Here is a 21727-nt window from a genome sequence, read left to right on the forward strand (position 1 = left end):
CATGCCACGGCATATGACGGCGTCGCGGTGAACTCCGCGTGACGTCCGTCCCCGACAGGGGTGCGAAAGGTGCGGTCAGCCGCCGTAACGCCGGTGGCGGGCCGCGTAGTCGCGCAGCGCGCGCAGGAAGTCGACCTTGCGGAAGGCCGGCCAGAAGACCTCGCAGAAGTAGTACTCGGAGTGGGCCGTCTGCCAGAGCATGAATCCGGACAGCCGCTGCTCACCGCTGGTACGGATCACGAGGTCCGGGTCGGGCTGGTCGCCGGTGTACAGGTGACGCCCGATCATGTCGACGTCGACGGCCTCGGCGAGCTGCTCCATCGGAGTGCCCTTCTCGTGGGCGTCGAGCAGCATGGAGCGCACCGCGTCGGCGATCTCCTGGCGGCCGCCGTAGCCGATGGCGACGTTGACGAGTATCCCGTCGACGTGCGCCGTGGTCTCCTCCGCTTCCTTGAGGGTGCGCTGCATCCCGGACGGCAGCAAGTCGAGCGTGCCGACGTGGTGCACGCGCCAGCGGCCGTCGGCGGCCAGGGTGCGGACGACGTCCTCGATGATGCCGAGCAGCGGAACGAGTTCCTCCTGCGGCCGGTCGAAGTTGTCCGTCGACAGCAGCCAGAGGGTGACGACCTCGACGTCCGTCTCGGTGCACCAGCCGAGGAACTCCTCGATCTTGTGCGCGCCGGCCCGGTGGCCCTGGGCGGTGGTGGAACCGGCGGCCTTCGCCCAGCGCCGGTTGCCGTCCATGATGACGCCGATGTGCTTGGGCACCTGAGCGTGGTCCAGGTGGCCTTCCACCCGGCGTGCGTACAGCCTGACCAGCAGGCCGCGCAGCTTGTCGCGCAGGTTCACGTGATTGTCAGCCCCTCCGTACGGATCGGACAGGCCGCGGCGTGCGGCCCGGTCTCGGCCGCGGGCGGTCCCTGTCCGTTGTGGCAGTCCCCGGAGGCGAAGCCTACCCCCGCCGGCCCCGGGAACGGCCAACGGGTGTCACGCGTACGGCTGTGGCGGCAGGTCCGTGGCACGGGGCCGCTGGAACCACTGTCCCGCCGAGCCCTGGCTGAGCAGGACGATGACGGTGATGGCGCCGGCGAGGGGCAGGATGCCGCCCGGCGTGCCGTTCGTCGTCGCGCCGAGCGCGAAGAGGATCTGGACGGCGGACAGCACGATCGAGGCGACACGGACGCCGCTCCCGGCGGTCCCGTACCGGAAGGCCAGGACGAGGAGCGCCCAGGCCGTCAGATACGAGGAGAAGAACCGGCCGGCGGCCTCGGCGCCGGACGCGGCGCCGACGACGAAGGTGAGCAGCAGCCCGAGCCCGGCGACCACGAAGATCACCACCTGTGCGGCGCGCACGGTGGAGGGCATGGCGGACGGCGGGGGCGGGGGCGGGCCATAGGCGGGGAAGGGGTGCGGGACCGGGTCTTGGGGTCCGTTGTAGGGCCCGGGCTGACCGGGTGGGCCGTACGGGGCAGGGTGCCCGGGTGGGCCGTACGGGGTGCCGGGCTGGGCGGAAGCGCCGTACGGGCCGGGGCCGGGGGGTGCGCCGTACGGGCCCGGCTGGGCGGGGTGAGCGTGGGGGTCCGGGTGGTCGTAGGGCCCGGGCCGGCCGGAGCCTCCGGGGTGGCCGGGCCAGGGGTCGGGCTGCGTCGGATGCTCGTTCGGCATGTCCCGGGACTCTAGTCCGGGGACAAAGAAAAACGGGCCGGTCCGTGGGGGGGATACGGACCGGCCCGAGGGGGGGCTTCCACCATAACCCTTCGTAAGTGATGCCGCGCGCATCGGCGTGCCACAACTACTCTCCGCAATCATCCGGCGACGCGGCGGTGTCCGCGGAAGCCGCCGTTCCTGGCGGACGCCTGGCGGAAACACGGTGGATGCGGGGCGAACGGGTGACAGGGGGGTGAGATCGACGGGTCTCGGGATCCGCTCGGTGCGCCCTGCCGCCCCTTCCCCCCGACGGGTGACACCGGCCACGAACGCCCGCTTGACCCGGTCGCGGCCGGGGTCGGCGGCTCGGGCACGGCGCAGCCCCTCCCCTGCGCGGTACCGCCGGCAAGGCTTTGCTGACGCGCATTTCCTTGTGCTGGACTTATCCCGGGGCGGGGGCCGGAAGCGAGCCGCACGGGACAACGATGCGGAAACCCAGCCCCGCGTCCGTGCGGGTGCGAGGTGGCGGTGGGCGGGCGCTCCCCGCCGAGCCCTCAGCGGCGGGGCTTGCGGGCCTCGAACAGATGCCGGGCGCTGTGGGCGACGAAGGGGCCCTCGGCCTGGATCTGTTCGTGCAGGGCGCGCAGCCGCGGCTCGTACGCCTCGACGGTGAAGCCGGGGACCATCCAGACCACCTTGCGCAGGAAGTGGACGACGGCGGCGATGTCGTGGAACTCCATGCGGAGCCGTTCGGCGCGCAGCTCGACGACCTGCAGGCCGGCTGCCTCGGCATCGGCGCGTTCGCGGTCGGGACGGCGGGCGTCGCGCACGTCGTCCGGCTGCGGTCCGAGGAAGTGCTCGACGAGCTCGAAGGCGCTGCTCGGTCCGACGTGCTGGGCGAAGTAGGTGCCGCCGGGCTGGAGGACGCGGGCGATCTCCGCCCAGTGCGGGCGGACCGGGTGCCGGCTCACGACGAGGTCGAAGGCCCCGTCCGCGAACGGCAGCGGCGCGTCCTCGGGCGAGGCGACGACGGCGACGCCGCGCGGACGGAGCAGGGCGGTGGCCTTGGCCACGTTCGGCGGCCAGCCCTCGGTGGCGACGGCGAGCAGGGGCCGCCGCGGGGCCTTGGCGAGGGCGAAGTCCAGCACCTCCCCTCCCCCGGTCTGGATGTCGAGCGCGGCACCTGCGTCGCCCAGCCGCCGGGCCATCGACGTCGCGTACCCCCAGGAGGGCCGCGCCTCGGTGGCCCGCCCCTGGAACCAGGAGAAGTCCCAGCCCTCGGTGGGCACGGCGACGCCTTCGGCGACCAGGTCCTCGTAGCTGCGCGGCTCGTCGTCGGGATTCGCTGCCATGCGCTGATCGTCGCAGGGGACCACGGTCGACCGCTGCGTATTTTCTTCCCGACGAAGGGACTTGACACGTCGGGCACGTGTGGCGTGCACCGGTCCCGGTGGGTCACCGTGTGCACCGGTCGAGAGGTCCAGGGGCGCACCGGTCGGGGCGGGTGCTCTCCTGGCTGCCGCTCCGCCCGGTGGTCACGACGGCTCGGTGGGATGGGCGGACGGCTTCGGCCCCTACGGCACCAGAGGGCGTACCTGCTCCGCCACGAACCGTACGAACCCCTCCGGGTCCGGCTCGTCTCCCGTGGGCTGCAGGATCACTTGGTCGGCGCCGGCCTCGGCCAGTCGTTCGACGGCCTTCGCCACGGTGCCGGCGTCACCGGCGACGCCGAGATCGGGCACGGTTCCGAGGCCCTCCGCGTCCAGTTCGGCGCGCAGCCGGGCGGTGGCGTCGGCTCCGGTGGCGGCCAGGAGGTAGACGACCACCGTGTGGGGGTCGCCTCGGCGACCGGCCGCCTCCCGTCCCTCGTCGATGAGCCGCCGCGCCCGCCGTACGCCGTCGGGCGGCGTGGCCGCGGTGAGGACGGTGCCGTCCGCGGCCTCCCCCGCGAGCCGCAGCGAACGCGGCCCGGTGGCCCCGGCGAACACCTCGACGTCTCCCTCCGGCGGCCAGTCGAGGGCGACGTCGTCCAGCTTGACGTACCGTCCGTCGGTCGTGATCCGCTCGCCGCGCAGGAGCGCGCGCAACGCGGCGAGATGCTCCCGCAGCAACGTCAGCGGCGACTCCGCCCGCGCCCCGACCTGGCCCATCCAGTCCTGCACACCGTGCCCGACGCCGACGACGGCGCGGCCCGGGAACATCCGGTGGAGCGTGGCGGCCTCCATCGCGGTGACGGCGACGTTCCGCAGCGGCACGGGCAGCAGCCCGACCCCGATCCGCACCCGCTCGGTCCACGCGAGCGCGGCAGCGGCGGCCGAGATCCCGCCCTCCCGGAAACAGTCCTCCCACAGCCACAGCTCTTCCAGCCCCGACTCGTCGGCGACTCGCGCGACGGAACGGAGTCGCTCGGGGGCGAGTTGGGGGCGGAACACGGCGCCGAGTCCAGTCATGACTGTTTCCTATCCGGCGGGGCGAGGCGACACAACTGGTTTGATCCGACCAGCGGTTGACGGCCCGGCACTCCACTTCCACGACGTCCCGGATGCGGCGAACGTGCCGTCGGGGAGGTCACCGCACGCTTGCGTGACCCGGTCATCGTCGTGCATACCTGCGGTATGGGCGAGCGGTGGCGTGACGGCCGGGGCAAGTTGATCGTGCACGGGGGCGGTGGGGTGGCGCCCGTGTGTGTTCCGCTGGAGGTCGCCGCGTCCTATCGGGCACGCACCAAGGGGCTGTTGGGCCGGGAGTCCCTCAAGGGGGCGATGCTGCTGTCGCCGGCCAACAGCGTGCACACCTTCCGTATGCGGATGCCGATCGATGTCGCCTATCTGGACCGGAACCTGCGTGTCATCGCCGTACGCACCATGCGGCCGGGGCGGTTGGGACTGCCCCGGCCGCGGGCGCGTCACGTGCTGGAGGCGGAGGCCGGGCGGATGGCGGAGTGGGGGGTGGGGGTGGGGGTCCGGGTGGAGGTGACGGAGGAGTAGGCGGAGCAGGCGAAGCAGGAGGGCCGGCCGGGCGGTCGGCCGGGAGTGGGAGGGCCGCCGGGGGCCTTGTTCCTCGCTGAAGAGGAGGCCCGTGACCGCGTTTCCGTAGTGCGCCTCTCAGCTCTCCGTGCGCGGGAAGGAGACCTCCACTCGGCGGTTCTTCTTGCGGCCGGACTCCGTGGAGTTGTCGGCGATCGGGTACTGCTCGCCGTAGCCGCGTACCTCGTAGGTGATGCCGGAGTCGTCCAGTTCCTGGACGAGGACGTTGTGCACGGCGTTGGCGCGCCGTCGGGACAGGACGTCGCCGTGCGCGGAGGAGCCGAGGTTGTCCGTGAAGCCGAAGACGCGGACCTTCGTGGCGTTCTGGGTCTTGATCTCCTCCGCGATGGACGCGATACGGGCCTTCGCCCGGGCGCTGAGCTTCGCACTGTCCTTGCCGAAGAGGACTTCGGCCTGGAGGGCGAACTTGACGTCGGCGTTGGTGTCCTCACGGCGTTCGTCACCGCTCTGGTCTTCGACGACCTGTTTGATGTCGAGGACTTTGGGCTCGGCGAGGGTGGCGCCTTCGGGGAGCTTGAGATCCGTGTCGTTGGCGTCGAGCTGGACAGGGGCCGATGCGGTGGCCTCTGTCCCGGGAGGGACGCTGGGGCCGTCCTCGGCATGTGCCCTCCCAGCGCCATAAAGCTGTGTGGTGAGCAGGACAGCGGCGGCAGCGACGACGGCCAGGCGCGGAGCCACCAATCGGTGTGAGGAGTACGTCATGCCAGCCTCACCCGGAGATCTTGATGGTGCCGCTGGAAAACGTCGGCACCTGGAAGGTGACGTCAGTCGTGCTGGTCGGCGGGGCCGGGAACTGCAGGAAGACGGCGAGCGCTTCCCCCGACTTGAGTGAGGAGAAACCCGTTGTGGTGAGCGGACGGCCGTCGGTGTCTCGCAGCACGTAGTAGCGCTTCTTCTCCTTGCTGTCCACCAGGGTCGCACCGCCGAACGACATGCCGTGCCGGAGGATCTCCGTCTCGTCTCCCCTTATCGCAGCAGGTACGGTGATGCGTTTGGCGCCGTCGTTCTTCAGCGTGCCGCTCACGGTGACGAAGCCGCCGGAATCACGCTCCGCAGAGGTGATCTGGAGAAGCAGACCGTCGGACCCCCTCAGCTCCGCCATGGGTGCCTTGGACTGGCCTTCTTGGGCACTCGGACCGGAACCACCACTCTTGGAGGCGGAAGCCGAAGCCTCCGGCTTCTTCTCGTCGCCGCCTCCGCCGCAGCTGGTCACCCCGATGGAGAGCCCCGCCGCCACGGTCAATGCGACCAACCCCCTACGGGCCTTCGCAGTGAACCGAATGCTCATCGCTCCGCTTCCTTCATCACTCGTCGTTCGCTTGTCAGTCGGCCAGGTGGACGTCGAAGAGATCCTCGGGTTTGGGGAGGATGGTGAGATCGTCCGGGCTCAACTCCCAGTTGTTCCCGTCCTCGCACTCCAGCTCCGGCAGCACGTCGTCGCCCCCGCCCTCGGTGGGCAACTCGAACGTGCAACGCGGCTCGATCACGGCAGCGGCGGACGCCTGTGATCGCTGGGTCTCCGTGCCCGGCACGATGGAGTCACCCACGGGCTCGTTCGCCTGCACTTCGACCTCGTAGCGCAGGGGGCCTGTCCGCCGGCAGCCCTGCCCAGAGGCGTCGTTCTGGGCAGCGAGCTGGTACGCGCGCCAGCAGGAGTCCCCCGGCATGCCGCCGTTGAAGATGTCCTGCCACTTGTTCGGGTCGAGTACGTTCTCCACCCACGCGCCCGCGAGTTGGTCTCGTGTGTCCTGGGCGGCCGCAAGGGCTGCCGCGTCGGCGGCTGTCTGGGCGCCGTTCCGATTGACCGCGGCCTGGCCGACCGCGAAGTAGGCGAACGCGAGAAAGAGCAGGCCACCCACCACAGTGATGTAGATGGGAAAAGCCTGCCCTGCGTCGCGGTACCTACAGGGCCGCATCAGCCGCCGATGACCTCGTTGATCTGGTCCGTGATGGCGGTGTAAATCGTGTTGCCGATGTCCGTACCGACGATCGCCAACACGATCGCCACAACCACCGCGATGATGCCGAGGTACTCCACTGCGGTCTGGCCTTTGTCGTTCCGGGTAGCGCGGGCCTGCAGGAACGCGACCGTGGTGTTGATCCAGTTGCTCATGGTGTTCCCCTCCGGGTTCGGCGATGCCGCTCTCGACCTGCGCAACGTACGCCGGAACACCCCGCTTGCCAAAGGGTCCCAGGGCCCAATTCCGGACCCAACGAGAGACCCGGCCCTCCCCACTGAACGTCACCGTCGGTCACCCCGCCCCTCGGTCCGAACCCGGAGCCGTGCCCAGCCATTTGGCCGCCGCTTGCGAGCGGCTGGTGCTGTGGAGCTTGGCGAAGATGCGGTTGATGTGGTTCTTGACCGTCTTCTCGCTGATGAAGCAGGTGGCGGCGATCTGCTGGTTGTTCATGCCGGACGCGATGAGGTCCATGATCTCCGCCTCTCTCGTACTCAGCTGGAACCGCGACCTGTCGGGAGCGGCCGGTCGGCGGGTCGTCCACCCCGACGACGACTGTCCCACACTCCGTTGCATCTGCGAAAGTACCTTGCGGGGAATGGGTGAAGGCGGAGTGTGCAGTTCCGGTATATGCGCTGGCAGGTCGGCCTGTTGGGGGTTCTTATGCCGTTCGCTTTTTTTGGCATTTCCGTATGCAGTCGCATCGAGTCCGCCCAGACTCTCGGGAAGCGGCGGGCCCGGTGGGGTGGGGTCCTGGCGGAAGCGGGCCAGTAGGGCGCCCGCCGCCGTGGGGGTGAAGTGGGGCCGGCCCTGCTTGATGTCCCTGACGGCCGTGATCAGTTGGTCCGCGGTGAACTCGCCGTGGACCAGGTAGCCGCTCGCCCCTCGGCGCAGCGCTTCCTGTACGATCTCCGACTCCCTGCTGTACGTCAGCATGATCACCGGGGCGATCCCCACCAGGTACGGCAGGGCCGAGATGCCGTCCACGCCGGGCATGCGGACGTCCAGGAGGACCACGTCGGGGCGGTGCTGGTGGGTCGCCTCGCACGCCTGGTGGCCGTCCTGGGCCTCCGCGACGACCATGATGTCCTCGCGGCCGGAGAGGAGCGCCGTGAGGCCGGCCCGGACGACCGGGTTGTCGTCGGCGACCACGACCCTGAGGGGCGGTGAGGGGGCGGGCGGCGGTGGTTGCCGACCGGCTGGGTGGGGTGTCGTGCGGTGGGCCTCGTCCGGCATCGGGCGGCCTCCTTCCTCGACGGGGTCACGGGGCACGGGGTCACGTCATGGGGGCACTGGGCGGGGGTGTCAGGGCGGCGAGGGGGAGTTCCAGGCGGACCTCCGTGCCCTTCGGGTGGGTGCCGCGGCCGATGTGGATGCGGGCGCCCACGGAGGCGGCCCGTTCCACCATGCCGACCAGGCCGAAGTGGCCCGTCCGGCGGAGCTGTTCGAGGGTCGTCCCGGGCGGGAGGCCGTGGCCGTCGTCGTACACGCTGATGCGGAGCAGGCCGCCGTGCGCGCCGGCGCGTACGTCCACGTGGGTCGCTTCCGCGTGGCGGTGGGCGTTCTCCATCGCTTCCGCGGCGATGGTGAGGAGTTGGCGGGCCACGGCGGGTGGAAGGGGGAGTACGGCGTGTTCGCCTGTGGTGCGGTAGTGCGCGGGCAGGCCGGTGCGGGTGCTGAAGTCGCGGGTGCGGGCGGCCAGTTCCAGCAGGACGTCCGTGCCCTCGTCCGGGTCCGCCTCGCGGCGCAGGTCGGCCAGGAGCTCGCGGGATTCGGCGGCGGCTCGGCGGGCCGAGCGGGCGACGAGTTCCGCCTGCCGTTTCACCAGTGCCGCGTCCATACGGTCCGCGCCCGCAGAACCGGCCAGGCCGTCGGCGGCCAGGGCAACTCCGTGCAGGGTCTTGGCCACCGAGTCGTGCATCTCGCGTGCGAGACGGGCGCGTTCGGCGCAGACCGCCTCCGCGACCGCGAGGCGTGCCTGCACCGTGGTCAGGGCCTGGGTGGCCTCGCCGAAGCGGAGCATCAGGCCGCGGAGGCTGGAGCCCACCGCTCCGGTGATGACGCACAGGCCGGGGAGGAGAGAGGCCTCGGCGACGGTCGCGGACACGTCCTTCCGGCTCGCGTAGACCAGCAGGAGGATCAGCGACTGGAGGGAGGCGAAGCAGGCGGCTCCTCGCCAGCCGTAGACGATGCCGGCGAGGAGGGGAGTGCAGACGCTGACGTAGGCGAGGGTGGTCTCCGGGCCCGCGGAGATGAGGAGCAGGGAACCGAAGAGGGTGTCCACCGCGAGGAGTGTGGGGTGGCGCAGAAGGAGGGGGCCGAAGCGTTCCCAGTCTCTGAACAGGACGTACGAGGCCATGAAGGTGACGACCACGGCGCTGCCGACCAGGCGGGCGCCCCAGCCCGGGTTCGCGTTGATGAGGGCTGCGGGGGCGGCGAGGGCGATCATGGCCAGCCGGAAGCCGAAGACCTGACGGCACATGGCTTGCAGGGCGTTCACCTGGAGGGTGAGCGCGGGGGCGGGTGGTGCGGATGGATTCTTGTGGAAGCCCTCGGCGCCGGCGCGCTCGCCCCTGCGGCCTTTGCCGTCGGCCCGCTCGCCCCTGGCGCCCTCGCCGTTGCCCCACTCGCCCCCGGCACCCTCGCCGTTCACCGACGACGGCCCCGGCTGCAGCCACCGAGGCACAGGCACCGCCGCCACCCCTTCCGCCGCCACGCCTTCCGCTAACGGCCGTTCCGCTAACGGCCACTCCACCGACGGCCCCTCCACCGACTCCCACCCCGACGGAAGCGCGGGAGTCACGGACGTCACCTGGACGTCCGGGGCACCGGTCCTGACGTGGTCCGGCAGGACCGTGCCCGCCGGCGGCATGGTGATCTTCGGCGGCCTGGGGCGGCGGCGCAGCAGCCCCGTTCGCTCTCTCGTCGTCTGCATGGCCCTCACCCGGCTCCCTCCTCGTCCCCGCTCGTCGCTGCTCATCACCGCTCGTCGCCACGCGTCGGCCACTCGTCCCCGATCGTCCCCACCCGTCGCCGCTCATCCCACTCCTCGCCACGCATCACTACTCACCGGTGATCGAGCCGAAGTCGGTGCCGGAGCCGAGGATGAGGCCGGCGCCGAGGAGGAGCATGGTGGCCGGGACCATGAACGTGGTGATCATCATGGTGGCCTTGGGGACCGCGCGGGCGGCCTTGCGGCGGGCGTTCTGGGCGTCCGTGCGGCGCATGTCCTTCGCCAGGGCGACGAGCGTGTCGACGATCGGCGCGCCCAGTTCCTCGCCCTGCTGGAGCGCCGTCACGAACATGGCGACCTGCTCGGAGTCGTTCCTGCGCCGCAGCTCCGCGAAGGCCTGGCGGCGGCTCATGCCGAGGTCCATCTGGCGCAGGGTGATGCGCAGTTCGTCCGCCCACGGGCCCTCGTACCTCGACGCCACCCTCTCCAGTGCCTGGCGGAAGCCCAGGCCCGCACTGACCACGACGGCCAGGACGTCCAGGAAGTCCGGCAGGGTCCGTTCGATCTCGTCCTTGCGGATCCGGATCGCCGACCAGATGCCGACCTCCGTCCAGAACGCGCCGAAGGCGAGCAGGAGCAGGGCGACGAGGTACTGGCCTCGCATCAGGAAGACCAGGAAGCCCAGGGCGCCCAGGAAGCCGTACACGGCGCGGCGGGCCGCGTAGCGGTCGATCGTCAGGCCGCCCGGGTTGCCGGCGAGGTCGATCTTGCGGCGGTACCTGGCCACCTGCTTGGGGCCCATCAGGCGCAGGACGGCGGGTGCGTACCGCATGCCGAGGCGGTCGACCAGCGAGTCGACCGCGCCGGTGCGGCTGGAACCGACCTCCAGCGCCACCGCGAGGTCGCCGGGCAGTTTGACCTCGGCGCGGTACATGCGCAGGCCGGCGAAGACGCCCCAGACGCTGAGGCCCATGAGCAGTGCGAGCAGCAGTCCCATCGGGTGTTCTCCCTCCCCGGCCGCTCAGACGTCGACGCGGGACAGGCGGCGGATGAGCAGGAAGCCGACGGCGTAGAGGGCGAAGGCGACGATGACGGCCGCCTGGCCCACCGGGGAGCCGGTCATGCGCTCCAGGGCTCCGTCCTTGACGCCGTTCATGAGGAGCAGGGAGCCGACGCCGAGCACGGGGACGGCGTACGAGGTCATGGTCACCTGGGAGAGCTGGGTGCGGACCTCGCGCCGGGTCTCCTTGCGTTCCTCCAGGGTCTCCGTCAGGTTCCGCAGGGCGCTGACCACCTGGCCGCCCGCCCGGTTGGACAGCACCAGCGTCGTCACCAGGACGACCAGTTCACGCGAGGGCAGGCGGTCCGCCATTTCGCCGAGGGCGTCGTCCATGGAGGCGCCCATCGCCAACTGGGCGGAGACCTTGCCGAGTTCCTCGCCCGCCGGCGCCTCCAGCTCCTCCGCCGCCATGCCGATCGCCGTACGCAGCGCGAGGCCGGCGTGGGTGGCGTTGGCCAGAATCCGGGCCATCTCCGGGAGCTGGTTGATGAACTTCTCGATGCGTTTGTGCCGCTGCCAGTTGAGGAACTGCACGGCCACCCACACGCCCATCAGCCCGGCCAGCGGGCCGAAGAAGGGGGCCAGGGCGGCGTGGCCGACCAGCCACAGGCCCGCGACGGTGGCGAGCATGGAGACGAAGAACTCGCCGGGGGTGACGTCCAGGCCCGTCGCCGCCAGGCGTAGCTCCAGCTTCCTGCCGAGCTGGGTGCGGCGCAGGCGGCGGTCCAGGCCGGGGAAGGCGCGTCGGCGGCCGGCGTCCGGTGCCCGGCCGGTGGACGACAGCCGGTCGACCAGTGCCCGCCGCTGGGCCCTGCCCGTGGCGTAGGAGTGCACGCCCACGACGGCCAGGACGCACGTCAGCAGCGCGATGCCGGTGGTGAGCGTGATCAGGGACTGCAGTTCCATGGCGGCGACACCTATCTGGCTTCTCGGGTGGCGAGCTGGTCCGCGGACTGGGCGACGCCGAAGGCCTGCGGGATGGGCTGGCTCGCCATGTAGAGGCGGTCGGCGGTGCGGCGCGGGAGCGGGAAGTACTCGAACGTCCCGTGGATGCGGCCGTCCGCGGCCATCGGCCGGGCGTTGAAGCGGGCGACCGTGACCAGCCGGTACGGCTCGCCGCCGTGGCTGTCCAGCAGGGCGATCTCGGTGATGCGGCGGGCGCCGTCGGCGAAGCGGGTGAGCTGCACGAGGACGTCGACGGCGCTGTTGATCTGGTCGTGCAGCGCCACGAAGGGGATCTCCACGTCCGACATGGAGGCCAGGGTCTGCAACCGCGTCAGCGCGTCCTCCGCGCTGTTGGCGTGCACCGTCGCCAGCGAGCCGTCGTGGCCCGTCGACATGGCCTGGAGCATGTCGAGCGACTCGCCGCCGCGGACCTCACCGACGACGATCCGGTCGGGGCGCATGCGCAGCGAGTTGCGGACCAGGTCGCGGATGGTGACCCGGCCCTTGCCCTCCACGTTGGGTGGCCTGGACTCCAGCCGGATGACGTGGGCCTGCTGGAGCTGGAGTTCGGCCGAGTCCTCGATGGTGATGATGCGTTCGCCGTCGGGGATCAGCCCGGACAGGGCGTTGAGCAGTGTCGTCTTGCCGGTGCCGGTGGCGCCCGAGACGATGACGTTGAACTTGGCCTGCACCAGGCCCGCCAGCAGGTACGTCATGTGCTCGTCGAGCGAGCCGAGGCCGATCAGCTCCTGGAGCGTGAAGGACCGCGGGAAGCGGCGGATGGTGAGGATCGCGCCGGTCAGGGACAGCGGCGGGATGATGACGTTGACGCGTTCGCCGGAGGGGAGACGGGCGTCGACCATCGGGTTGGACTCGTCGACGCGGCGGTTGACGGTGGAGACGATCCGCTCGATGGTCTGCATGAGCTGGTCGTTGGAGGCGAAGCGCAACGGCAGTTGCTCGACCCGGCCGCCCCGCTCCACGAAGATCGCGTCGGGGCCGTTCACCATGATCTCGGTGATCGACGCGTCCTCCAGCAGCGGTTCGAGGATGCCGAGGCCCAGCGCCTCGTCCACCACCCGGCGGATCAGCTGGGAGCGCTCCACCGTCGACAGGACCGGGCCCTCGCGGCTGATGATGTGCCCGAGCACCCGCTCCAGCCGCGCCCTGCGCTCGGCCGCGGCCAGCGAACTCATCTCCGCGAGGTCGATCTCCTCCAGGAGCTTGGCCCGGTAGGAGGCGACCAGATGGCCGTCCTCACCCCGGCTGCCGTGCTCCTCGGGGGAGTTGATGCGTGCCCGCAGGCTCATGGGTCCGGTGCTCCTCGTTCGTACGGGAAGGGGCGGTCGGGACGGGCGGTCCAGAAGGGCTCAGTGGTCCATCGGCATCGTGGCCGTCTTGCGCGCCGGGTCGAAGGTCCAGCCGGGGACGATGGACGGGATCTCCACCGTGGCGGTGACGGTGACCTCGTCGCCGCCGGGAGCCGCCACGCAGGTGGTTCCGTCGGCGAGCCAGCCGCTGACCGCGTTCGCGCACGCCTCCTGCGCGCTGTCCTGCAGGGCGGCGCTGCGCGCCCCGGCCCGGGCCGCGGTGCCCGCCTGCTGCGCGGTGTACGCGATCAGGCCCAGCTGCACGGCCGCCATCGCGACGAGCAGCAGGATCGGCAGGAAACCGAGGTACTCGACGGCGACCTGGCCCCGGTCATGGCGTCGACGGTACGGCATCTCAGTCCTTCTCCTCCTCGACCGCGCCCGCGTGGCCCTCGACCGTGAACGGGAAGGAGACCGTGCCCGGGAAGAGGACGGGGACCTGGAGCGTGACGTCGGCCGTCACGAAGCCGGTGCCGCCGCAGTCCACCTGAGCGCTCCCCCTCCACGCCGCCGACAGGTGTGCGAGCCCGGCGGCCCGGCACGCGCCGTCGCGCTCGCCCGGCGCCACCGCCGTGCCGGCCCGCACCGCCTCGTCCGCAGCATTCCCCGCGAGCGTGTACGTGTATCCCACGAGCACGAGCTGCCACAGCACCACCAGCGTCAGGAGGATCGTCGGTGTCATGCCGAGGAACTCGATCGTGACCTGGCCCCGGTCACGGTGCCGTGCGAGCACGCGCGTGGTCATCCCCCACCGTCCTTCCGCCTCCGGAAGCTCACCGACCCGCGGTCGCCCCGGAACCGGCCCGCCTTCTGGGCGCCCTCGCGGGCCTTGACCAGTCCCAGTTCGCCCGCCAGCCCCCACAGGGCCTGTTTGACCGCGCTTCTGCTCTCCAGCTCGTGGACCCGGCCCGCGTCCACGACGCTCTGCAGTTCCTTGAAGTTGGCGGGGATCGCGGTGGCCGCGACCGCCGTGCCGGTGATCTTCTGGATGAGGGGCGGCTGGATCTCCGTTCCGCGGGTGTGGCGGTTGACGACCACGGTCGTCTCCTCCGCCTTGCGGATCTGGAGCCGGTCCCACATCCGCACCGCGCGTTTGGCGCCCCGTACGGCGACCACGTCCGGCGTGGTGACCAGCAGGGCCGTGTCGGCCATCTCCACGGCCGCCGCTCCCGCCCCGCTCAGCTGGGCGCCGCAGTCGACGACGACGACCTCGTAGCGGGAGCGCAGGGCGCTGACGACCTGGCGGGCGGCGCGGTCGGTGACGTCCTCGCCGCGTTCGCCCTCGGCAGGGGCGAGCAGCAGGGCGACGCCGGTGTCGTGGCGGAAGACGGCGTCGGCGAGGACGCGGGGCGAGATGTCGGTGATGGTGGCCAGGTCCACCACGGACCGGCGGAACTGGACGTCCAGGTAGGAGGCGACGTCGCCGGTCTGGAGGTCCATGTCGACGAGGGCGGTGGCACGGCCGGAGGCCTGGGCGGCGAGCGCCAGTTGGATGGCCGTCAGGGTCGTGCCGACGCCGCCCTTGGCTCCGCTGACGGTGACGACCGTGCCGCCGACGCCGGTGAACACGTCACCGCCGGAGCCCAGGTGCCGTCGTACGCCGACCGACCACTGGGCGACCGCCTGCACCCGGCTGGCCAGTTCCTCGTAGCTCAGCGGCAGGGCGACCAGGCCGCGGGCGCCGTAGTCCATGGCCGCCTGGAAGAGGCCGGGACCGGCGTCGGAGGTGACGAGGATGACGCCGACGGCCGGGAAGCGCAGGGCGACCTCACGGATCAGTTCCAGGGCGGGGACCGGGCCGATCCGCTCGTGCACCACCACGACCTCGGGCAGCTCGTCGACGGACTCGGCGGCCAGCCGCGCGAGGGTGTCGATGAGCTGGGTGGAGTCGACCACCGGGGCCACCGGTTCGGCGTCCGGGAGCTGGCTGAGCAGGGTGGTGATGGAGCGGACCGCGTCCGCGTCGCCGACGGCCGGGAGGATCCTGGTGGGCATGCGGCCTCACTTGTCCTTCGCGAGTTCGTACGTCCGGTCCTGCTCGGGGACGGTGCCGCCGCCGGGCGCGACCAGCGCGAGCCGGACCCGCTGGGCGAACGACTCGGCGTAGGTGATGCGCTGGGCGTCGATGGTGGACAGGGCGAAGGTGATGGGGACGGCGTCGGTGGGCTGCCGGCCCCGGTCGTTCTCGTCGGGCTGGAGCGCGGTCAGTTCGCCGACGTCCAGGACCTTGGCGTTCGTTACGATGATCTTGGACTGAGCGGGGTCACCCTCACGCTCTCCGTCGAAGGTGGCATACACGTTGACCGTGGATCCGGGCGTGATCTTGCCCGCCACGCCGGTCGCCGCGTCGATCATGATGGCGACCTCCTGCTGCCCGGGCTGCAGAGCGGGCTGGTTCACGACCATGTCGCTCTGCAGCAGGGAGCCCGCCTTCAGGGTCGTCACCGCGATCTTGCCCCGGATCTCGGAGAGATCGGTGACCGCGTTCTTCGACAGCCACCGTTGCGGCATCTTGATCTTCTCGAACCGGGCCTCGTCGAGAGCGGTGTAGGGCGCCACGTCCGACTTCAGCCGGTACGCGGTGACCTCGGGGCCGACCTTGGACTTCACGTCGCTGATGACGGACAGCACGCCGGCGAACGCGCCAAGGGCGCACAGGACCGACAGGAGCAGGAGTATCACGCCGCGGCGCTGACGGGAGTTCATGAACCGTGCAACCTCGTTGGGGAGATCGGTCGAGCGGAATCGGTGGGTACGACGGGTGCGGAAGGCGGGTCGCGTCGCGTGTCCCGGGGGTCGTGACTCATGCGACGGGCGTCCGGTTCTCGCGAGGGCTCTCCTGGACCGGTGGCAGGGCCGAGCAGAACACGCACCGGTCGCCGATGACGTCGATGCCGCACCAGTGGCAGGTGCCGCGCCGCACCGACGTGACCAGCTGGTAGAGGACCGACAGGTCGGGCAGGTAGGAGCAGAACTCGATCAGCTTGCCGGTCCCCCACCAGTCGGGGGACTCGGCGGGCAGCGGGGTCTCGCGCAGCCCGAGCACGTTCCAGGCGGGGGCCAGGGTGGTGGTGACCCAGTCGGACGGGAGCTGGCCCTTGGCGACCAGCATCCAGGTGCCGAACTCCGGGCCGTTCAGCGTCGCCTCGGGGCCGCCGAGCTTCACGAGCTGCGGCTGCGGATGGGCGAGGACGGCGAACTGGCTGCCCGGCATCCAGGACTTGGCGTGCGACGTCAGGCCGACGGGGACGCGGTCCAGCCGGGCGACGGAGTTGAGCAGTGCGCCGGAGTGGATGTAGTGGGTGAGCAGCCGGCCGGCCGAGGCGAGCACGCCGGGACTGAGGTCGCAGGAGGCCAGCTGCCGCAACTGGCGGGCCAGCACGGCCAGTCCGAGCGGCGGCAGATCCGGGCAGAACAGGGCGATCCGATCGCTTTCCAGGAGGGAGCGCAGGGTGTGCAGCCGCCGCCGGACGGCGACGGGCGCGGCCTGTGAGCACACCACGATGACGTGGCCGTGCTGCTCGACCAGTGCCTGCAGGTCGGCCAGGGCCCGCTCGAGCGGCCGCCGGTCGATGTCCTGCAGCACGACGGCGGGCAGCGTTCGTTCGTCATGCGGCGGCAGCGCCAGGTCGGCGCTGGTCACGGCAATGGCAGTTGGCACGCGCAGCTCCCCGTTTCCCCATGCCCGTCGGCCCACCGGGCGTTCCTCCGGCGCACCCTGATGACTTCACTGCGTGACTACCTCAGCACTGTATCCACGGCGCTGTGACCGGAGAACAGCGTTTGGGCAGCCGGCCAGCAACTCTCGTTGCACAAGCCGCGTCAAAACGGGGCAGGTTGAGCATCTTGCCGGTCTCGATCCGACCCCGGCCGGTGGAGGTCCTGTGCATCGGCTTGACGCCGGGGCTCGCACCAGACCCGCACGGTCCACCCGTGCGCCCGAACCGCGCGCCCGAACCGCGCGCCCGGGCCGCGCGTCCAGGCCGCGCGTCCGGGCCGTCTCGGCCGCACCCATTGACAACTGAATTGGTCTGGACCAACTTGTACGTCCAGCGGTGGCCACCGTCCCCATCCCCACTCCCCCACCGGAGGCCCCAGTGGACCGCGCACGCAGACGGATACGGATCTGGGCGGGAACCGTCACCGCTGCCCTCGCCCTCTCCCTCACGACCGCCCACCAGGCAGCGGCGGCGGACGTCAACAACGCGAAGAACGCCGGCTTCGAGGCCGGCCTGAACGGCTGGACGTGTTCGGCGAACAGCGGGACGACGGTCTCCTCGCCGGTGCACGGCGGCTCGGCCGCGCTGAAGGCCACCCCGTCCGGGCAGGACAACGCCCGCTGCACCCAGACGGTCGCGGTGCGGCCCGACTCGACGTACAGCCTGAGCGCGTGGGTGCGGGGCGGGTACGCCTACCTGGGCGTCACCGGCACCGGCACCACCGACGTGTCGACCTGGACCCCGGACTCGTCGACCTGGAAGCAGCTGACGACGAGCTTCACGACCGGGTCGGCGACGACCTCGGTGACCGTGTACACGCACGGCTGGTACGGCCAGGCGGCGTACTACGCGGACGACCTGTCGGTGTACGGCCCCGACGGGGGCGGCGGCGGTGACCCGGACCCGGCGGTCCCGGCCGCACCGGACGGTCTGCGGGTCTCGGGTACGACGCCCTCGTCGGTGTCGCTGGCGTGGAACCCCGTGCCGGGCGCCACGGGTTACACCGTCTACCGGGACGGCACGAAGGTCACCGCGGTGTCGGGCACCTCGGCGACGGTGACGGGCCTGGCGGCCTCCACCTCGTACGGCTTCCAGGTCACGGCGACGAACGCGGCGGGCGAGTCGGCGAAGTCGGCGACGGTGACGGGGCGGACGACCGCGCCGGACACCGGAGGCGGCAGTGGCCTGCCGAAGCACGCCGTGACGGGCTACTGGCAGAACTTCGACAACGGGGCGAGGGTACAGCGGATCTCCGACGTGCCGTCCCAGTACGACATCATCGCGGTGGCCTTCGCGGACGCGACCCCGACGCCGGGCGCGGTGACCTTCACCCTGGACTCGGCCGGGCTCGGCGGCTACACCGTCGACCAGTTCAAGGCCGACGTCAGAGCCAAGCAGGCGGCGGGCAAGAAGGTCGTCATCTCGGTCGGCGGCGAGCGCGGCACGGTCGCGGTGAACGACGCGGCGTCCGCGAGGAACTTCGCCGACAGCGTGTACTCCCTGATGCAGACGTACGGCTTCGACGGCGTGGACATCGACCTGGAGAACGGTCTCAACGCCACGTACATGACGCAGGCGCTGCGCGCGCTGTCGGCCAAGGCGGGCCCGTCGATGATCCTCACGATGGCGCCGCAGACCATCGACATGCAGTCGACGTCGAACTCCTACTTCCAGACCGCGCTGAACGTCAAGGACATCCTCACGGTCGTCAACATGCAGTACTACAACAGCGGTTCCATGCTGGGCTGCGACGGCAAGGTGTACAGCCAGGGCTCGGTGGACTTCCTGACCGCGCTCGCCTGCATCCAGCTGGAGGGCGGCCTCGCCCCGTCGCAGGTGGGCCTCGGCCTGCCTGCCTCGACCCGCGCCGCGGGCAGCGGCTACGTCTCCCCGTCCGTGGTGAACAACGCCCTGGACTGCCTGACCAAGGGCACCAACTGCGGCACCTTCAAGCCGTCGCGGACCTATCCCGGCCTGCGGGGCGCGATGACCTGGTCGACGAACTGGGACGCGACCGCCGGCAACGCGTGGTCGAACGCGGTGGGCCCGCACGTGCACGCGCTGCCGTAGGCGGCCGGGAGACCACCGCGCCGACGAGGCCCGCGGCGGCGGGACCTGCCGCGACCGTCAGAAGAACTCCGACCACGGCTGGTCCCAGATCTGCTTCAGGCACAGGACCAGGAACAGCAGGCCCGCGGCGGCGAGCATCGCGTTGCTCACCGGTCCGTTGCGCCACTCGCGCGGCGTGCGGGAGGAGTTCAGCAGCCACATCAGGGTGCCGGCGAGGAAGGGCAGGAAGGCGGCACCCAGCACGCCGTAGAGAATGATCAGTCGGAACGGCTGGCCCTCGAAGAGCAGGATCATCGGGGGGAAGGTCAGCCACAGCAGGTAGGCGCGGAAGGGCCAGGAGCGCTCGCGCTCTCCGGAGGCGACCTCCTCGGCCCTGGCCTGCGCCTTGCTCCGCTGCCGCGCCACGAAGTCGGCGAACATCAGGCTCACGCCGTGCCAGACGCCGATCAGCGAGGTGAAGGACGTGGCGAAGAAGCCGATCAGGAAGAACTTCGCGGTCGCGGTGCCGTACTCGCGCTCCAGGATGTCGCTCAGCTGGATCAGGCCCTTGTCGCCGCTGGCGATCGCGATGTTCGCCGAGTGGAGCAGCTCCGCGCCGACGAAGAGCATCGCCACGACGAAAACGCCGGTGGTCGCGTAGGCGACGCGGTTGTCCAGGCGCATGACCTTCATCCAGCCGGTGTCGGTCCACCCCTTGGCGTTGACCCAGTAGCCGTACGCGGCCAGCGTGATGGTGCCGCCGACGCCGCCGATCAGGCCCAGGGTGTTGAGGACGGAGTCCTTCTCGTCGGGCAGGACCGGCAGCAGGCCCGCGAACACGTCGGGGAGGTTGGGGGTGACGCGGATCGCCAGGTAGACCGTGACCAGGAACATGACGCCCACCAGGACCGTCATGACCTTCTCGAAGACCGCGTACTTGTTGAACCAGACGAAGACCAGGCCCACCAGGCCCGAGGCGATGGCCCACCACTTGAGGTCCATCACGTCCGGGAAGAGGGCCTGCAGGGGCAGCGCGCTGGACGACATCGCCGCCGCGCCGTACACGAAGCCCCAGACGACGACGTAGACCGCGAAGAAGTACGTCGTCCAGCGGCCGAGGCTGGCCCAGCCGTCGAACAAGGTGCGTCCGGTGGACAGGTGCCAGCGGCCCGCCGCCTCGGCGAGGGAGATCTTCACCAGGCAGCCGACGACCGCGGCCCACAGGAGCGTGTAGCCGAAGTTGCTGCCCGCGATGAGCGTGGCGACCAGGTCGCCCGCGCCGACACCGGTCGCGGCGACGACGATGCCCGGGCCGATGTACTTCCAACTCGCCTTGCGGGGCCGGGGGTCGTGGGGAGCCTCGGTGCCTTGGGTGTTTCCTGTGGTGTCCGCCATGCAGGTCAAGAAAGCCCAAAGGCGCCGGTCGGACAAGAGGGCGTGCGGGGATCTTCACTCGATGCCCCTACGGGCTGGGCGGGGTGGCGGGGGCCCGGCCTTCTGGTGTACCGCCGGGGCCCGCCCGGCGGAGCGTCACGGCTGTCGCCGACCGCAGCCGCCCGGCCCGCCGGCGCCGAGCTCGAACCCCAGGCGGTCCGGTGCCCGCGTCCAGCGCCCGCGGGGCGCGCCCGTCCGCGTCCCGCGGTCGGGCAGGGATCGTGCGCGGCGCTCAGGCGACCGGACCCCAGCAGTGGCCGGGGAAACGGGAAGTACCGGGCGCCGGGGCCCGATGGCCCCCCTCGGAGAGTTGCGGCGTGGGCCCAGGAAGGCGCGCCGGGGCGGGGGCTCGCAGGGGAGGACACCTGCTTGTGCACCCGCGTCCGTCACGCGTACTGCAGACGCACCGTCGCTTCCGCGCCGACGTCCCGGATGTCGACGTACGCGCACACCTGACGCGCGTACCACAGGCCCTGGCCGGGCTCCAGGTCGGTGGTGGGCGGCGGGACGAAACCGGCGAGCGGGTCGTCGAAGCGGCGCGTCGAGCGCAGTTCGCAGACACAGCCGGGCGGTTCGCCCCACAGCAGGGCGGCGCCGGTGAGCGGGGCGAGGGCCGCCGCGGTCTCGGTGACGGCCGTGGCGAAGAGCTCCGCGTCCGCGACGGGCAGGCCCCGGGCGACGGCCCAGGCCTGTACGGCGTCGGCCTGCGGCTCGAACAGCGGATCGGCGTCGACCGGGGGCAGCGGCAGCGGTACGCCGTCCAGTTCGGCCACGAGCCGCACCGGGTCCTCGTACACGTCGGTGTCCGGATGGGCACGGCGGGCCGCGGCGACGACGGCGGGGCCGGCGGTGCGGGTGTCGTAGGCGCACAGGGCGGTCGTGGCCGCCGGTGCGAAGAGGAGGTTGACCAGGGCCTCGTAGCGGATCCACTCGGTGGTCTCGCGGGCCGATCGCCCGGCACGGCCGCTCCACACGGGCTCCATGAGGAGGTGGGCCCGGCCGCCGGGGCCGGCGTGCCCGGCGAGGTGACCGGCAACCTGGGCCACCGCGTTGGCGGCGGAGCCGGTGTACCAGTCGGTGTGCGGGACGCAGGTGATGTTCCTGGCCTCGCTGCCGAGCGCGTCGCGCAGGAGGTCGAGGTTGGCGGGGGCGGCGATGGCCACGGGTGGGGGTTCGCCGTCGGCTGCGAGCCCTTCGGAGAGGAAGGGCAGGGCGGCGGCGAGGAAACCGTCGTCGGTGTCGAAAACGGCCATGCGGTGGTCGAACGGCCGGTGCGTGGAGGCTTGTCGGGTGGTCACGGGGTCCCCTCGGTGGTGGCGTGGGGTGGTCGGGTCGTCAGCGCTGTGCCGACACCCGGGCGGCGATCCGACGGCGGTTGCCGAGGCCGAGCTCGCTGAGGATGCGATCCACATGCCCCTCGGCGGTGCCGCGGGCGATCACCAGGCGGTCGGCGATCCGCTGGTCGACCCGGACGCTCCGGCCCCCCTTGCGCGAACCCCCACTGTCGCCCGGGACTTACATATATGCACGTCCGAGTCACACCCG

22 protein-coding genes are annotated in these 21727 nt (G+C 71.3%); 2 read left to right on the forward strand and 20 right to left on the reverse strand.

Features of this window, described 5'->3' with window-relative positions:
• Positions 1-75: 75 nt before the first annotated feature.
• The 4 genes from ACFPZJ_RS16370 to ACFPZJ_RS16385 all read right to left on the reverse strand — a co-directional run bounded on the left by ACFPZJ_RS16370 (position 76) and on the right by ACFPZJ_RS16385 (position 4097).
• Entirely contained in the window at positions 76-849 is a 774-nt protein-coding gene (locus ACFPZJ_RS16370; protein ID WP_381021800.1) for an isoprenyl transferase, read from the reverse strand.
• Between the two features lie 138 nt (positions 850-987).
• The gene (locus ACFPZJ_RS16375; protein WP_381021801.1) at positions 988-1665 is read right to left on the reverse strand and encodes a hypothetical protein; all 678 of its coding nucleotides are present in this window, start codon (positions 1663-1665) and stop codon (positions 988-990) included.
• A 536-nt stretch (positions 1666-2201) separates the two neighbouring features.
• Positions 2202-2999 carry a class I SAM-dependent methyltransferase gene (locus ACFPZJ_RS16380; RefSeq protein WP_381021803.1) on the reverse strand — a complete coding sequence of 266 codons (798 nt, stop codon included), beginning with the start codon at positions 2997-2999 and terminating at the stop codon, positions 2202-2204.
• Positions 3000-3221: 222 nt separating this feature from the next.
• Positions 3222-4097 (reverse strand): LLM class flavin-dependent oxidoreductase, encoded by an 876-nt coding sequence (locus ACFPZJ_RS16385; protein ID WP_381021805.1) that lies wholly within the window; start codon positions 4095-4097, stop codon positions 3222-3224.
• A 165-nt stretch (positions 4098-4262) separates the two neighbouring features.
• Here ACFPZJ_RS16385 and ACFPZJ_RS16390 point away from each other — a divergent pair, with 165 nt between their 5' ends.
• Positions 4263-4634: a DUF192 domain-containing protein gene (locus ACFPZJ_RS16390; protein WP_381022139.1), complete on the forward strand. Its 372-nt coding sequence runs from the start codon at positions 4263-4265 to the stop codon at positions 4632-4634.
• 117 nt (positions 4635-4751) lie between these two features.
• On the opposite strand, the gene ACFPZJ_RS16395 is transcribed toward ACFPZJ_RS16390, so the two are convergent.
• The 14 genes from ACFPZJ_RS16395 to ACFPZJ_RS16460 all read right to left on the reverse strand — a co-directional run bounded on the left by ACFPZJ_RS16395 (position 4752) and on the right by ACFPZJ_RS16460 (position 16641).
• The gene (locus tag ACFPZJ_RS16395) at positions 4752-5396 is read right to left on the reverse strand and encodes an OmpA family protein (RefSeq protein ID WP_381021807.1); all 645 of its coding nucleotides are present in this window, start codon (positions 5394-5396) and stop codon (positions 4752-4754) included.
• Positions 5397-5403: 7 nt separating this feature from the next.
• Positions 5404-5982 (reverse strand): hypothetical protein, encoded by a 579-nt coding sequence (locus ACFPZJ_RS16400; protein WP_381021808.1) that lies wholly within the window; start codon positions 5980-5982, stop codon positions 5404-5406.
• A gap of 34 nt (positions 5983-6016) precedes the next feature.
• Positions 6017-6610, reverse strand: a complete 594-nt coding sequence (locus ACFPZJ_RS16405) for a pilus assembly protein TadG-related protein (RefSeq protein ID WP_381021809.1) — start codon at positions 6608-6610, stop codon at positions 6017-6019.
• On the reverse strand, positions 6610-6807 hold the full coding sequence (locus tag ACFPZJ_RS16410) for a hypothetical protein (protein WP_381021810.1): 198 nt from the start codon (positions 6805-6807) through the stop codon (positions 6610-6612). The genes ACFPZJ_RS16405 and ACFPZJ_RS16410 overlap by 1 nt, the downstream gene beginning before the upstream one ends.
• A 139-nt stretch (positions 6808-6946) precedes the next feature.
• A complete protein-coding gene (locus tag ACFPZJ_RS16415) occupies positions 6947-7888 on the reverse strand; it encodes a response regulator transcription factor (RefSeq protein ID WP_381021811.1) in 942 nt (313 codons plus the stop codon).
• 40 nt (positions 7889-7928) lie between these two features.
• Positions 7929-9587 (reverse strand): sensor histidine kinase, encoded by a 1659-nt coding sequence (locus tag ACFPZJ_RS16420; protein WP_381021812.1) that lies wholly within the window; start codon positions 9585-9587, stop codon positions 7929-7931.
• Positions 9588-9714: 127 nt separating this feature from the next.
• Positions 9715-10602 (reverse strand): DUF5936 domain-containing protein, encoded by an 888-nt coding sequence (locus tag ACFPZJ_RS16425; protein ID WP_381021814.1) that lies wholly within the window; start codon positions 10600-10602, stop codon positions 9715-9717.
• 24 nt (positions 10603-10626) lie between these two features.
• Entirely contained in the window at positions 10627-11571 is a 945-nt protein-coding gene (locus ACFPZJ_RS16430; protein WP_381021815.1) for a type II secretion system F family protein, read from the reverse strand.
• 11 nt (positions 11572-11582) lie between these two features.
• Positions 11583-12920, reverse strand: coding sequence for a CpaF family protein (locus ACFPZJ_RS16435; protein ID WP_381021817.1), 1338 nt, complete (start codon positions 12918-12920; stop codon positions 11583-11585).
• Positions 12921-12980: 60 nt separating this feature from the next.
• Positions 12981-13334, reverse strand: coding sequence for a TadE/TadG family type IV pilus assembly protein (locus ACFPZJ_RS16440; RefSeq protein ID WP_381021819.1), 354 nt, complete (start codon positions 13332-13334; stop codon positions 12981-12983).
• 1 nt (position 13335) lies between these two features.
• Entirely contained in the window at positions 13336-13725 is a 390-nt protein-coding gene (locus tag ACFPZJ_RS16445; RefSeq protein ID WP_381021820.1) for a TadE/TadG family type IV pilus assembly protein, read from the reverse strand.
• Complete coding sequence (locus ACFPZJ_RS16450) at positions 13722-14975, reverse strand: CpaE/TadZ family protein (RefSeq protein ID WP_381021821.1); 1254 nt, start codon at positions 14973-14975, stop codon at positions 13722-13724. The genes ACFPZJ_RS16445 and ACFPZJ_RS16450 overlap by 4 nt, the downstream gene beginning before the upstream one ends.
• Positions 14976-14981: 6 nt before the next feature.
• A complete protein-coding gene (gene cpaB, locus ACFPZJ_RS16455) occupies positions 14982-15686 on the reverse strand; it encodes a Flp pilus assembly protein CpaB (protein ID WP_381021823.1) in 705 nt (234 codons plus the stop codon).
• 97 nt (positions 15687-15783) lie between these two features.
• Positions 15784-16641, reverse strand: coding sequence for a hypothetical protein (locus ACFPZJ_RS16460; RefSeq protein WP_381021824.1), 858 nt, complete (start codon positions 16639-16641; stop codon positions 15784-15786).
• A 436-nt stretch (positions 16642-17077) separates the two neighbouring features.
• On the opposite strand from ACFPZJ_RS16460, the gene ACFPZJ_RS16465 reads away from it, so the two are divergent.
• Positions 17078-18769, forward strand: coding sequence for a chitinase (locus ACFPZJ_RS16465; RefSeq protein ID WP_381021826.1), 1692 nt, complete (start codon positions 17078-17080; stop codon positions 18767-18769).
• Between the two features lie 57 nt (positions 18770-18826).
• Here ACFPZJ_RS16465 and ACFPZJ_RS16470 read toward each other — a convergent pair whose 3' ends face one another.
• The gene (locus ACFPZJ_RS16470; protein WP_381021827.1) at positions 18827-20143 is read right to left on the reverse strand and encodes an Nramp family divalent metal transporter; all 1317 of its coding nucleotides are present in this window, start codon (positions 20141-20143) and stop codon (positions 18827-18829) included.
• Between the two features lie 425 nt (positions 20144-20568).
• A complete protein-coding gene (locus ACFPZJ_RS16475; RefSeq protein WP_381021828.1) occupies positions 20569-21480 on the reverse strand; it encodes an anti-sigma factor RsbA family regulatory protein in 912 nt (303 codons plus the stop codon).
• Positions 21481-21727: the final 247 nt, after the last annotated feature.

The organism is Streptomyces bullii (genome assembly GCF_042657145.1).
Lineage (GTDB): Bacteria > Actinomycetota > Actinomycetes > Streptomycetales > Streptomycetaceae > Streptomyces > Streptomyces bullii.